The 13,135-nt window shown below is 33.4% G+C and carries 12 protein-coding genes, 2 tRNA genes and 2 pseudogenes; 7 read left to right on the top strand and 9 right to left on the bottom strand.

Going from position 1 to position 13,135, the window contains the following annotated elements; genetic code table 11:
• Nucleotides 1–92 precede the first annotated feature (92 nt).
• From htpG to IHE43_RS06410, 3 genes are all read left to right on the top strand, one after another.
• On the top strand, nucleotides 93–1,976 hold the full coding sequence (htpG, locus tag IHE43_RS06420; protein WP_192187179.1) for a molecular chaperone HtpG: 1,884 nt from the start codon (nucleotides 93–95) through the stop codon (nucleotides 1,974–1,976).
• A 125-nt stretch (nucleotides 1,977–2,101) separates the two neighbouring features.
• Nucleotides 2,102–2,914, top strand: a complete 813-nt coding sequence (locus IHE43_RS06415; protein WP_192187178.1) for a hypothetical protein — start codon at nucleotides 2,102–2,104, stop codon at nucleotides 2,912–2,914.
• Between the two features lie 132 nt (nucleotides 2,915–3,046).
• On the top strand, nucleotides 3,047–3,763 hold the full coding sequence (locus tag IHE43_RS06410; protein ID WP_192187177.1) for a DUF4369 domain-containing protein: 717 nt from the start codon (nucleotides 3,047–3,049) through the stop codon (nucleotides 3,761–3,763).
• Between the two features lie 189 nt (nucleotides 3,764–3,952).
• Here the strand turns inward: IHE43_RS06410 and IHE43_RS06405 are convergent.
• From IHE43_RS06405 to idi, 7 genes and pseudogenes are all read right to left on the bottom strand, one after another.
• Nucleotides 3,953–4,026: transfer RNA gene (locus IHE43_RS06405), tRNA-Thr, on the bottom strand.
• A gap of 105 nt (nucleotides 4,027–4,131) precedes the next feature.
• Nucleotides 4,132–4,205, bottom strand: a tRNA-Thr gene (locus IHE43_RS06400).
• Between the two features lie 78 nt (nucleotides 4,206–4,283).
• Nucleotides 4,284–4,549: pseudogene (locus IHE43_RS06395) on the bottom strand (hypothetical protein).
• 57 nt (nucleotides 4,550–4,606) lie between these two features.
• Nucleotides 4,607–5,574, bottom strand: a pseudogene (locus IHE43_RS06390) (type I phosphomannose isomerase catalytic subunit).
• Nucleotides 5,575–5,630: 56 nt separating this feature from the next.
• Nucleotides 5,631–6,089: a peroxiredoxin gene (locus tag IHE43_RS06385; protein ID WP_192187176.1), complete on the bottom strand. Its 459-nt coding sequence runs from the start codon at nucleotides 6,087–6,089 to the stop codon at nucleotides 5,631–5,633.
• A gap of 3 nt (nucleotides 6,090–6,092) precedes the next feature.
• A complete protein-coding gene (locus IHE43_RS06380; protein WP_192187175.1) occupies nucleotides 6,093–6,503 on the bottom strand; it encodes a 6-carboxytetrahydropterin synthase in 411 nt (136 codons plus the stop codon).
• 22 nt (nucleotides 6,504–6,525) lie between these two features.
• Nucleotides 6,526–7,053, bottom strand: a complete 528-nt coding sequence (gene idi, locus IHE43_RS06375; protein WP_192187174.1) for an isopentenyl-diphosphate Delta-isomerase — start codon at nucleotides 7,051–7,053, stop codon at nucleotides 6,526–6,528.
• Nucleotides 7,054–7,350: 297 nt separating this feature from the next.
• Here idi and msrB point away from each other — a divergent pair, with 297 nt between their 5' ends.
• Together msrB and msrA are read left to right on the top strand one after the other, a co-directional pair.
• On the top strand, nucleotides 7,351–7,905 hold the full coding sequence (gene msrB, locus IHE43_RS06370; RefSeq protein ID WP_192187173.1) for a peptide-methionine (R)-S-oxide reductase MsrB: 555 nt from the start codon (nucleotides 7,351–7,353) through the stop codon (nucleotides 7,903–7,905).
• Between the two features lie 7 nt (nucleotides 7,906–7,912).
• Complete coding sequence (gene msrA / locus IHE43_RS06365) at nucleotides 7,913–8,521, top strand: peptide-methionine (S)-S-oxide reductase MsrA (protein ID WP_192187172.1); 609 nt, start codon at nucleotides 7,913–7,915, stop codon at nucleotides 8,519–8,521.
• A gap of 23 nt (nucleotides 8,522–8,544) precedes the next feature.
• On the opposite strand, the gene IHE43_RS06360 is transcribed toward msrA, so the two are convergent.
• Nucleotides 8,545–9,018 (bottom strand): META domain-containing protein, encoded by a 474-nt coding sequence (locus IHE43_RS06360; RefSeq protein ID WP_192187171.1) that lies wholly within the window; start codon nucleotides 9,016–9,018, stop codon nucleotides 8,545–8,547.
• Between the two features lie 281 nt (nucleotides 9,019–9,299).
• Between IHE43_RS06360 and IHE43_RS06355 the strand changes: the two genes are divergently transcribed.
• Together IHE43_RS06355 and IHE43_RS06350 are read left to right on the top strand one after the other, a co-directional pair.
• Nucleotides 9,300–10,703: an aminopeptidase P N-terminal domain-containing protein gene (locus IHE43_RS06355; protein ID WP_192187170.1), complete on the top strand. Its 1,404-nt coding sequence runs from the start codon at nucleotides 9,300–9,302 to the stop codon at nucleotides 10,701–10,703.
• Between the two features lie 203 nt (nucleotides 10,704–10,906).
• Nucleotides 10,907–11,866: a quinone oxidoreductase gene (locus tag IHE43_RS06350; RefSeq protein WP_192187169.1), complete on the top strand. Its 960-nt coding sequence runs from the start codon at nucleotides 10,907–10,909 to the stop codon at nucleotides 11,864–11,866.
• Between the two features lie 178 nt (nucleotides 11,867–12,044).
• Here the strand turns inward: IHE43_RS06350 and IHE43_RS06345 are convergent, their stop codons facing one another.
• Nucleotides 12,045–13,133, bottom strand: coding sequence for a hypothetical protein (locus IHE43_RS06345; RefSeq protein WP_192187168.1), 1,089 nt, complete (start codon nucleotides 13,131–13,133; stop codon nucleotides 12,045–12,047).
• Nucleotides 13,134–13,135 lie beyond the last annotated feature (2 nt).

The raw sequence follows: 13,135 nt of genomic DNA, 5'->3' as shown, positions 1-13,135 counted from the left end.
AATTAACACTTCGGTCATTTTGTCACCCAAAAACAATTGGTATTCTATTTGAAGGAATGAGAATCATCACATTAAACTAAAAAATTAAAAATATGACAACAGGTAAAATTAATGTTTCAGTAGAAAACATCTTTCCCTTAATCAAAAAGTTCTTATACAGCGATCACGAAATTTTCTTGCGTGAGCTGGTTTCAAACGGAACCGATGCTACTTTAAAATTAAAACACCTTATTAGCATTGGCGAAGCTAAAGTTGAATACGGGAATCCGGTTATCGAAATTAAAGTTGATAAAGAAGGAAAAAAAATCCATATTATCGACCAGGGTCTGGGAATGACTGCTGATGAAGTAGAAAAATACATCAACCAGGTTGCTTTTTCCGGAGCTGAAGAATTCCTTGATAAATACAAAGATTCTGCTAAAGATTCTGGAATTATTGGTCATTTTGGCCTTGGTTTCTATTCAGCCTTTATGGTTGCTGAAAAAGTAGAAATCATTACAAAATCATACAAAGAGGAGCCAGCTGCGCACTGGACTTGTGACGGTAGCCCTGAATTTACTTTAGAGCCAGCTGACAAAACTTCACGTGGTACTGAAATCATTCTTCACATTGCAGAAGATTCTCTTGAATTTTTAGAAGATTCAAAAATTGCTGGTTTATTAAACAAGTACAACAAATTTATGCCTATTCCGATTAAATTCGGAACAAAAACAGAAACACTTCCAAAACCGGAAGATGCTCCTGAAGACTACATTAATGAAACTGTTGAAATTGACAACATCATCAACAATCCAAACCCGGCATGGACAAAACAACCAACTGAATTATCTGAGGAAGATTACAAAAACTTCTACAGAGAATTGTATCCAATGCAATTTGAAGAGCCGTTATTCAACATTCATTTAAATGTAGATTATCCTTTCAACTTAACCGGAATTTTGTATTTCCCGAAATTGGGTACAGATATGCAAATTCAGAAAGATAAAATTCAATTGTACCAAAACCAGGTTTATGTTACGGATAATGTAGAAGGAATTGTACCTGAATTCTTGACTATGTTAAAAGGTGTGATTGATTCTCCGGATATTCCTTTGAATGTTTCTCGTTCAGGTTTACAAGCGGACGGTGCAGTGAAGAAAATCTCAAACTACATTACTCGTAAAGTTGCCGATAAACTAAAAGCTTTATTCAATGAAAATCGTGCTGATTTTGAAGCAAAATGGAATGACATTAAAATCGTTCTAGAATACGGAATGCTTTCTGAAGATAAATTCTACGAAAAAGCAGGTGCATTTGTATTGTATCCAACTGTAGATGACACTTACTTTACCCTTGAAGAATTAAAAGAAAAATTAAAAGAAAACCAAACAGATAAAGACGGAAAATTGGTAGTGCTGTATGCCGGAAATAAAGATGCACAGCACTCTTATATTGAAACAGCAAAAGAAAAAGGATACGAAGTTTTACTTTTAGATTCTCCGATTATCTCACATTTGATTCAAAAAATTGAAGGCGATAATAAAGAGGTAACTTTCGTTCGTGTAGATTCTGATCATATTGATAACTTAATCAAAAAAGACGAAAACACAATTTCTAAATTATCTGATGAAGAAAAAGAGACATTAAAAACTTCATTAGAAGCTTACATTCCAAAAGCATATTCTGTACAATTGGAAGCTATGGATAGTCAGGCTGCTCCATTCATTATCACGCAACCAGAATTTATGCGTAGAATGAAAGAAATGAGTCAGTCAGGCGGCGGCGGAATGTTCGGAATGGGTAATATGCCGGAAATGTACAATTTAGTTGTAAATACAAATTCTGATTTAGCAACAAGTATCTTAAATACAGAGGACAAAACACATCAGGAACACTTGGTAAAACAAGCTTTAGACTTAGCGAAGTTATCGCAAAACCTACTAAAAGGTGAAGCTTTGACGGCTTTTGTAAAAAGAAGTTTCGAAATGATTAAATAAAGTTTTTTTTCAAAAAAATAATTTTTAAAATCCTGTGGGTCTGACTCACAGGATTTTTTTATTGGAATTCATTTTTTTTACTACATTTGAAAGCCTTTTAATCTAATCTTAAACTAACAACTACTATGAAAAAAACAGCTTTTTTATTACTAAGTATTTGCACAACTGCATTATTTTATGCTTCATGCTCAAGTGACAATGTTGCCAATCAAACTGACACAACTTCTGTTGGAGCTTCAGTTGCAATTGATGCAGCAAACGAAATGGACATTAATACCGGTTTACGCGTTACAAACAGTTCCCCAACAGCAAAACAAAGTGAAACTCCAGTTGGAGTCTGCGCAACAGTTACTGTAACAGGAACTACATATCCAAAAGTTTTTACAGTTGATTATGGAACAACAGGTTGTGCAGACAATCAACTTACAAGAAAAGGAAAATTAAAAATTACACTTTCAGGACCAATTATCACTACCGGTAGCAAATTAACTATTGAAAGAATTGACTATTCTATCAACGGAATAAAATTGGAAGGAACAATTGAATACACCAACACTACTACTGTTGCTACTGTACCGCAATGGACAAGAAAAGTGACTAATGGAAAATTTACTGATCTACAGGGAAGAGTTTACACCAATTCAGGAACACATACTGTAAAACAAACGGCTGGTGTTGACACTCCTTATGTTTTAGAAGACAATGTTTATGAAATGACTGAAGGAAATCATATTGTAACTACAGACGCAGGTGCAAGCTTGACGTTAACAGTTCAGGAAACATTGGTTAAAAAATATTCTTGTGTTTATATTTCTAAAGGAAAATTAAAAGTAGAAGGCGGATTCCTTAAAGGAGTTATTGACTATGGAAACAATGATTGTGATAGCAATTTCACTTACACACACGAAAGTGGAGTTGGCTATAACTTATCAATGTAAATCTCTCATTTTTATAAAAATACAGCAATCCCAATTTAGAAATAGATTGGGATTTATTTTTTAGGAAAATTTAAAGTACGAATCATTACATTCAAACTATTTTCTTTATTTTGCACCAAAATCTAAAAACCAATGAAAAAATCAATTATTGCTTTTGTTGCAATTGCCCTATTAGCATCATGTAGTAAAAAAGAATCTGCTGACAACCTGCACATCACAGGAAACATTAAAGGATTAAAAAACGGAACTTTATATATTCAAAGAATTGTTGACACTTCGCTTGTTGCAATAGACAGTATCAAAATCGACGGAAATTCAGCTTTTGAGCGCGATATCAAATTAGAATCCCCAGAAATGCTTTATTTATTCCTTGATCGTGGAGTAACAAACTCAATGGATAACAATATTCTATTCTTTGCAGAACCTGGCAACATTAATATCGAGACTAACTTAGATAATTTTATTTATGGTGCTAAAATAACAGGGTCTAAAAATCAGGAATTATACGAAGAATACAAAAAGATCAATTCTCGTTTTAATGACGAAAATCTTGCGATGGTAGAGCCCAGATTTAAGGCAATCAAAAGACAAGATCAAAAAGCAATTGACAGTCTTGATGCAAAACAACAATCTAACATCAAAAGAAAATACTTATACGCTACAAACTTTGCTATTAACCATAAAGATTACGAAATAGCGCCTTATATCGCTTTGGCTGAGATCTACGACATCAACGTTAAGTTTCTTGATACCATTCAAAAGTCAATGACTCCAAAAGTAGCACAATCACTTTATGGAAAAAAATTAACCAAATATGTTGCTGATATTAAAAAGCAAGAGCAAAAATAATTTCATCATAAAAAAAGTCCTGAAATATTCAGGACTTTTTTTATGATGAAAATTTCAAAATTAAAATCCCAAATTCCAAGTACAGATATTATACTGTCAAGATTGGAATTTGGGATTTTTAATTTTGGAATTTCTCAAGAATTTGAAGTAAAAAAAAACCATCACTAAAAAAGTGATGGTTTTATGTTGAGCCGGCGGAGGGACTCGAACCCACGACCTGCTGATTACAAATCAGCTGCTCTAGCCAACTGAGCTACGCTGGCGACTCATTACGGGTGCAAATATAAAACGGTTTTTCGTTTTACCAAAATAAATTTGCAATTAAATCTAAATAAAAAACCACCACTAAAAGTGATGGTTTTATGTTGAGCCGGCGGAGGGACTCGAACCCACGACCTGCTGATTACAAATCAGCTGCTCTAGCCAACTGAGCTACGCTGGCGACTCATTACGGGTGCAAATATAAAGCGGTTTTTCGTTTTACCAAAATAAATTTGCACTTTTTTATACTTTTTTTTGCTTACAATTCGTTGATTTTAGCAATCAATTGATTTGCAGTTTCTTCCAATTCAACATTGATTTGTTTGAAATGCGCTTTTTGTTTTCAACGTTCTTTGCATTCACTTTAGTGATCAAAGTATCGAAAGCAGCAATAGCCTGATCGATCAAAGCATTCGTTTCTGGAGTAGGATTTCCTGTTGTAGACATTTCAAATAAGTAAATTGCCTCAATAATATCTCCTAATACGAAGTTGATGTCTTTCTTTAAATTTTTAACGTTTGCCATTTTTATTTTAATTTTAATTTGCGTCTGCAAAAGTACATATAATCTTTAGATTTAGCCCTATGAAATGTAAATTTCTAAAATTGAAGCTTTTCCATTCAAAATAAATGCATTTATCTCAGCCGGAACCAAAACTGTATCTCCTTTTATATAGCTCTGCTTGAAACCATCAAATTCAATTTCGAAACTTCCTTCAATACACATATAAACTGTAAATGACTCGCCTGATTTAGAAACTTCCAATTTATTTTCTAACGGAATAAAATTGGTCGTGAAATAAGGGCAATCTACAACTGTATTTGAAGTATTAACTTTTGTTTCGTATTTCTTCTGCGTATCTACTTTGTTGTAATTGATCGCATCAAGAGCCAAATCAACATGTAATTCTCTTTTATTTCCCTGAGTATCTACACGATCGAAATCATACAAACGATAGGTTATATCAGAAGTTTGTTGAATTTCGGCCACAACTAATCCGGCACCAATTGCATGAACCGTTCCCGTTTCTAAAAAGAAAACATCTCCCGCTTTTGCTTTTACATCATCTAAAATCGAAACCAGTGAATTATCATGTAAGTGTTTTAAGTATTCTTCTTTACTTGAATCTTCCTTAAAACCAACAATAATTCTGGAATCGCCGTCAGCTTGCATAACGTACCACATTTCTGTTTTACCAAAAGAATTATGACGCTCTTTTGCTAATTTATCATTTGGATGAACCTGAATCGAAAGATCTTCACGCGCATCTAAATATTTAAAAAGTAATGGAAATTGTTTTCCGAAACGTTTGTAAACTGCTGTTCCTAAAATTTCATTTGGTGTTTCATCAATAAGATCCATTAATGATTTTCCTTTTAAAACTCCATTAGCAACAACACTCACGTCGCCTTCAACAGTTGATAACTCCCAGCTTTCACCGGTAATTTAGAAACTATTGGTTTATTCAGAATTGTTTTTAATTTTTCTCCGCCCCAGATTCTGTCTTTTAAAATGGGTTCAAATTGTAAAGGGTATAAGTTTGGTTTCATTTTTTTTGGCTAATATCTTTATTAAATTGTTAATGAACTAATACTAATTCTCTAATTTATAATACTAATTCTCTAATTGTTTCTAAGGCTTTCTCAATATGTCTGGCTGCATTCATACTATCAAAAATATAAATTACAACGCCATTTCTGTCTATAATATAAGTTACTCTTCCTGGTAAAAGACCAAATAAATTATTTCGAACTCCAAAAAGTTGTCTCAGTCTTTTATCAGGATCTGATAACAATATAAAAGGCAATTCATGTTTCCTGGCAAATTTATGATGCGATTTTACGCTATCACTACTAATCCCTATTACCTCAGCACCTAAATCCTTGAAATCTTCGTATTGATCCCGAAAACTGCAGGCTTCGGTAGTGCACCCCGGAGTATTATCTTTTGGATAAAAATAGATTACAAGCGGCTTTCGACCCAAAAAACTTTGGCTTTCAAAAACTTCTCCGTGACTATTTTTCGCAGTAAAATTCGGAACTATATCTCCTGTTTTTAATGACATTTATTATTCTCCTTTATAAGTTACAAAATTGCGGTCCGTTTCATTCAAAACGATTTCTAAATCAAAATCGGGCTGAATTCTTTTTCTAATTTTATTCCATATCACAACGGCAATATTCTCAGCTGTTGGATTCAAATCCTGAAATTCCGGAACATCCAGATTCAGGTTTTTGTGATCAAACGGAATTTCTACTTCTTCCAGTATAATATCCGCTAATACTTTCACATCTAAAACAAAACCAGTTTCCGGGTCAATTTTTCCTGTAACACTAACTGTTAAACCATAATTATGACCATGAAAATTGGCATTATTACATTTTCCAAAAACAGCATTGTTTTTCTCAAATGTCCAATCTTTCCTGTGCAATCGATGTGCAGCATTAAAATGTGCTTTTCTTGATATGGTTACTTTCATTTGGGTTATTGGTTAATCTTGGTTAAATTTTATGGTCTTCTAAATAATGATAAAATTCATCAAATATTATTTTGAACCAAACGGTATAAATTTCGGGCTGCTTCTCAATATCTTCTTTAATATCTTCAATTTTCATCCATTTCCAATCTTCCACTTCATCATGATTAATCGCAGGACTTTCATTAAAGTATCCAATCATAACATGATCGAGCTCATGCTCTGTTAAACCATTATCGAAAGGAGCTTTATATATAAAATGGAAAAGTTCTTTCAGTTCCGTTTTAAAACCCATTTCTTCAAACAATCTTCTGCTTCCTGCTTCGATATTGGTTTCACCTTCACGCTGATGACTGCAACAGGTGTTTGTCCAGAGTAAAGGAGAATGGTATTTTTGATGAGCACGCTGTTGTAGCATTACTTCGTTTTTACTATTTAAGATAAAAACAGAAAAGGCACGGTGCAAAAGTGCTTTTTCATGCGCTTCTAATTTTGGCATTAAGCCAATTTGTTCATCATTTTGGTTGACTAATATTACGTTTTCTTCTATCATATGGCGTTTTGTACAAAACAAAAATACGAAAAAAGAAATGGCTTGAAAATCCTGAAAAAGATTGTGAAAAGTTTAACGAGCCTTCATTTTCACAAGTCTTTAATATTCAAAACTTTAAAAACAGCTATTTATTTAAAATCGTTTAAAATTAAGCTTAAAAAACTATATGCATTGCTTTTACGTAAATAAAAAAAAGTTAAAACATACTTAAAAAAAACTCAATTGTAAATTAGACGACATTTCGAAACTAACTCTCGTCGTACCTTTGATTTACAAAATTAAAGCCTCACAAAAATTATGAAAACAAGAACCCAATTTTTCAGCCTTTGCTTTTTAATTCCGCTTTTTATTTTGCAGGCATGCGGTCAATCAACAAAAAAGCAAAACACAAAAACTGTCGTTATGGAAAACAAAATCAATAAACCCGGAAATCCCTATTATTCAAATACTGATACAACTGTGCTACATATAAGCAATGCAGAGTGGAAAAAAGTGCTGCCGGAAGATGTTTATGCAGTCATGCGCGAGGCAGATACAGAAAGACCTTTTACAGGAAAATATTGGAACACCGATGAAAAAGGAACCTACTATTGTGCATCGTGCGGAAACAAACTTTTTAGATCCGGAGCCAAATTTGCCAGTAGCTGCGGGTGGCCAAGTTTTTTCGAACAAGACAATAAAAAGAGTGTAGTTTACAAAGAAGATAATTCACTTGGAATGGAAAGAACCGAAGCCCTCTGCGGACGCTGTGGCGGACATTTAGGCCACTTATTTGATGATGGTCCTGAACCAACCGGAAAACGCTATTGCATGAACTCAATAGTCCTTGACTTTATCCCTGATAACAAATAATACGAAAATGAAAAATACGATTTTAATTTGCCTTTTCGCTTTATCCCTAAACGGATTTGCACAAAACAAAAAACCTTCAAACCTTGAAACCATTACACTTGGTGGCGGATGTTACTGGTGCGTTGAAGCAGTTTACGAAAATTTAGACGGAGTAAAATCTGTTGTTTCAGGTTTCTCCGGAGGAAATGTTGCCGACCCTACTTATGAAGAAGTTTGCACTGGAAAAACAGGTCACGCTGAAGTTGTTCAGATTACTTATGATAAAAACGTAACCGATATTAATGATATTTTCAAGATCTTCTTTACAGTTCACGATCCAACAACCTTAAACAGACAAGGTGCAGATGTTGGAACACAATATCGATCTGTGATTTTTTACAAAAACGACGAACAAAGAAAAGCAGCTCAAAGTATCATTGCCGAACTCAACAAAGCAAAAGTTTACAGTAGCCCCATTGTGACAAAAGTAGAACCTTTTAAAAAGTTTTATAAAGCCGAAGATTATCATCAGAATTATTATGCAAACAATAAAAATCAGCCGTATTGCAAAATGGTAATTCAGCCGAAAATAGAAAAATTTGAGAAAGTCTTTAAAGATAAACTCAAAAAGAAATAAAACTATAAAAAAAGGGAAATGAGTTACTCATTTCCCTTTTCTCTTATATTAATCTTAAAACTATTGTTTAGCCACTTTTTAAATCTCATCATTGGCACATCGCCTTGAATTAAATTTAGTTTTCCGTCTTTATCAATTGCATAACTTGTTATTTTTTTCATTTGCTGCAAAAACTGCTGCTCTCCTCCGCCTTCACAAAACATCATTGTTGCTGGTCCCGGTTCTCCAAAAGTTAATGAGTTTCCATTTAGGGTATAGGGTACGCTATATCCGTTACATCCATTATTACCATACACTTTTGTTTCTTTCTGGTCAAAAGTAATTTGTGGTTTTTTATTTGGATACAATCCTTCAAAAGCAATTCTTGGTCCGGAAATATATTCTAATTCCCAAGTCGTATCGTAAATATTGGCCGTGTTTTTGGCTTCTTTTGATGCCATACATGAATTAAGTAATAAGGTTAAAACTGAAAAGACTGCAATTGTATATTTTTTCATAAAATTTGTTTTTGAAGATTAATATTTGTTTTTTGAAGATTAAAATTATTTTATAAACTATTCCCTTCTCAATATTCGTGCCCGACAGCAAGTTTTATGAAAATTTAAATATTTCATAAAAGACCTCAGCTTTCATTATTAAATTGCAATTTCTGATCTCTAAGTTACATCATTTTAATTAAAAACCTACAAATCAAATACCTGAATTAAAACATACGATTGCTTTTTTTTTGTAATTTGCAATGATCAAAAAACTAAAATCATCAATAAAAAATCAAAAAATGAAGCAATTTCTTTTATTGTTTACTTTATTAATTAGTGCTGTTCATATACACGCACAGGAAAACCTTCCTACAGATTATCTTTCAAAAGAATTTCACAAGGGACGCCGTGAAGCCTTTAGGAATATGATGCCGGCTAATTCAGTTGCGGTCGTTTTTTCTTATCCGGAAAGAGTTTTTTCTAAAGATGTCAACTACAATTTTCATCAAAATCCTGATATGTATTACCTGACAGGTTACAAAGAACCAGATGGTGTTTTATTGCTATTTAAAGAACCGCAAGGAACTGAAAAATACACTGAAGTTCTTTTTGTCAGAGAAAGAAATGCTGCCCGGGAAATATGGACAGGAAGACGACTGGGTGTTGAAGGAGCCAAATCTAAACTGGGTTTTTCTAACGCTTATAATGGCAACAATTTTAATGCTTTCAAAATAGATTTTAAGAAATTTGACAAAATTATTTATGACAAAATTCCGACAGATCTTGAAGGAAATAAAAGTGGATTTGATCTTTTTGGCCTGCTCCAAATTTTCAAAAGCAAAGCAGAAATTACCAACGAAAACGAAGCATCAATAAAGTTATTTTCAAGTATCACCAACGCACTTCGGGAAATCAAAACTCCGGAAGAAATGGAATTAATGCGCAAAACCGTTAAACTTTCCTGTGTTGCTCACAACGAAGTTATGAAAGCCGTTGGTCCGGATATGAGCGAAAATGAGGCTGACGGAATTCATGCCTACATCCACAGAAAATATGGGGCTGAAGGCGAAGGTTATCCGCCAATTGTTGGTGTTGGAGCAAACGGATGTATATTGCATTATGGCGAAAACAACAGCACAAAAATGGACAATCAATTGTTATTGATGGATGTTGGCTCTGAATATCACGGTTATTCTGCCGATGTTACCAGAACAATTCCGGCAAACGGAAAATTCACTGAAGAACAAAAAGCCATTTATCAATTGGTTTATGACGCTCAGGAAGAAGTTTTTAAAATCTGTAAAGAAGGAACCCGCATTCAGGATTTAAATACAAGATCAAGAGAAGTGATCACAGCGGGATTAATCAAGCTTGGAATCATCACAGATCCCCAAGATTCCAGAATTTATTATCCGCACGGATGCTCACATTTTCTTGGTCTCGATGTTCATGATAAAGGAAATTACGGGGGTAATTTAAAAGAAAACATGATCCTGACTGTTGAACCGGGAATTTATATTCCTGCAAACAGTAAATGTGATAAAAAATGGTGGAATATTGGTGTTCGTATCGAAGATGACATTGCCATCAAGAAAGATTCCTATGAAAATCTTTCTGCCGAGTCGCCAAGAAAATGGGAGGATGTTGAAAAAATGGCAGCGCAGAAAAGCACTTTCAACGAGATGAAATTTCCAAAAATATAAATTATTGCCTGCCACAGATTAAAGATTTTCGCAGATTATATAATTAGAATTAAGCAAAAAAAATCTTTTTTATCTTTTAATCTGTGGTAAAAAGAACAAGACCTCGTTTCAATTTAAACGAGGTTTTTTTATGCATTTTTAAGAAAAGCTTTTCAAACTTCAACTGAATTTTACCGTACTTTGTATCCTTAAAATTTAAAAAAATGAAAGCACTTACCTTCTCTTCTTTCGGAAATTCAGATGTTTTAGAATATATAGAAATTCCGAATCCGCAATTAAAAAACGATGAAATTCTAGTCGAGATGAAAGCCATCGGATTGAATTTTGCCGATGTTTACAGACGAAAGGGAAATTATCATTTAAAAGGAAATCCGCCTTTTATTGCAGGTTATGAAGGTGCCGGAATTGTGATTGATGCCAACAATCATCCTGAATATAAAATTGGAGATCGTGTGGCTTTCGCCGATGCTCCTTTTGCAAATGCCGAATTGGTCGCTGTAAATATAAATCACGTTTTACCATTACCGGAAGCAATTTCATTTGAAACTGCCGCTTCTATCTTACTTCAAGGTTTAACTGCACATTATTTAGCAACCGACAGTCATAAAACAGCAAAAGGCGAAACCCTTTTAATTCATGCAGTTGCAGGAGGGGTTGGTCAGACATTAACACAAATCAGCAAACTTTTGGGCGCTAATGTAATTGGTTTAACTTCCTCTTCAGAAAAAGCAAAAGTAGCTTTTGAACAAGGTGCCGATCATGTTTTTCTTTATAATGATGATTGGAAATCACAAGTTTTCAAAATAACTCCAAATGGTGTTGACGTTGCTTACGACAGTATCGGAAGCACGTTGATGGAAAGTTTTGCAGTTACAAAAGAATGTGGGCAAGTCGTTTTCTTCGGAATGGCGGGCGGTGATCCGGAACCTGTAGATCCAAGAATGCTAATGGACGGCTCCAAAACATTAACTGGTGGCGATTTATGGAGTTATTTAAATTCTAAAGAAGAACGAATCAAAAGAGCCAATCAATTATTCACTTGGATTATAGAAGAAAAAATTACGCTTTCAACTCCAACATCTTTCAAATTATCCGAAGGAAAATTGGCGCATGATTATCTTGAAAGCCGAAAAAGTACCGGAAAAATAATTCTAATTCCGTAAATAATAATCTGGGCGTGCGTAAACAGTTTTTAGTCTCAGTTTTCAACACAATCTTGTCATCCTGACGAAGGAAGGATCACACTAAAAATTCCGCAAAGCATATCGACGATCTTTGTCGAGTTCCGTGTGTGATCCTTCCTTCGTCAGGATGACAAACAGTACAGAATAAAAGTTCAACTTACAACTGATTAATTTCAATCTTTGTTAACTCAGATAACTCTAAAATTCTTCCCACATCGTTTTTATTGGCGACAAAAAACAAATAATTATCACCATGTGTATCATACGTCATTAATTCAAGATTACGCTTCTTTAAAGCCGATTGAATATAAGGAAACAAATCATGACTGTATGTTTCTTCCGGGTATTCAAAATTAAGATCTTCACCTATTAGTTCTGAAATGAAATATTCTGCATCTTCGGGATCAAATTTCCAATCGCTGTTCCAGCAATCTATACTTTCAAAAAAACTCCAATGATTTTCAACAATCTCGTGATATTCTTTTGATTCTTTCTTAAAATTCTTCAAAAGCTTTTTTGATTGCTTTTTAAGGTCTTTTTCTTCAATATTTCCTCTTGAAACCAATCTTATAAATTCTTCAAAAGTTTCAACCTTAACATCTTCAATTTCTATTAAATTTTCTGATGAAGGAAGCTCAATATTCTCGGGAATTTCAATATTTAGATACTGACAGATTGCTTGTAAAACTTTTTTAAAATCTTTGATTCCAATTTCCTGTGTTTCATTTTTAGGCTTATTTACATCCAATGATTCAGTTTCGAGGATCCCTTTTATATAATCAATAAAATGACTGCTTGAGTATAATATTTTGAAATCATTCACCTCTAGGCTATTTGTACAACAAAAGAAAATGATGAAATTATTTAAAACACGATTAAAATATTTTTTCATCTCAGCACTAGGCTCAGAATAAAACTGAATATGTATAAAATCATATTCTAAATTCTGTTCTATTACCTCATCAGTAAGTACACCAATGTCAATCTTTTTATAAAGCTCATTTAAAACTTCATACGCATTTTTAAAGCCGGCTTTCTCAATTTCTGCTTTTCCTTCTTCATGATCTAATGAAGTTGGAAATGTATATAAATTCACTAAAACCGAATCACGAATGCCTTTCATTCTAAATTCCAAGCTGTTTTGCTCATGATACAAATGAGCATAAATTGAATCTATAATATCAAAAGAAATAATTGATTTTGGATCATTATTTCTACCAAATAAATTAGAAAAGAAGTTTGCCATAT

The sequence above is a fragment of the Flavobacterium sp. MDT1-60 genome, assembly GCF_014844035.1.
Taxonomy (GTDB): Bacteria; Bacteroidota; Bacteroidia; order Flavobacteriales; family Flavobacteriaceae; genus Flavobacterium.
The sequence above is the reverse complement of the archived record's forward strand: the minus strand, read 5'-3'. Positions and strand labels throughout refer to the sequence as shown.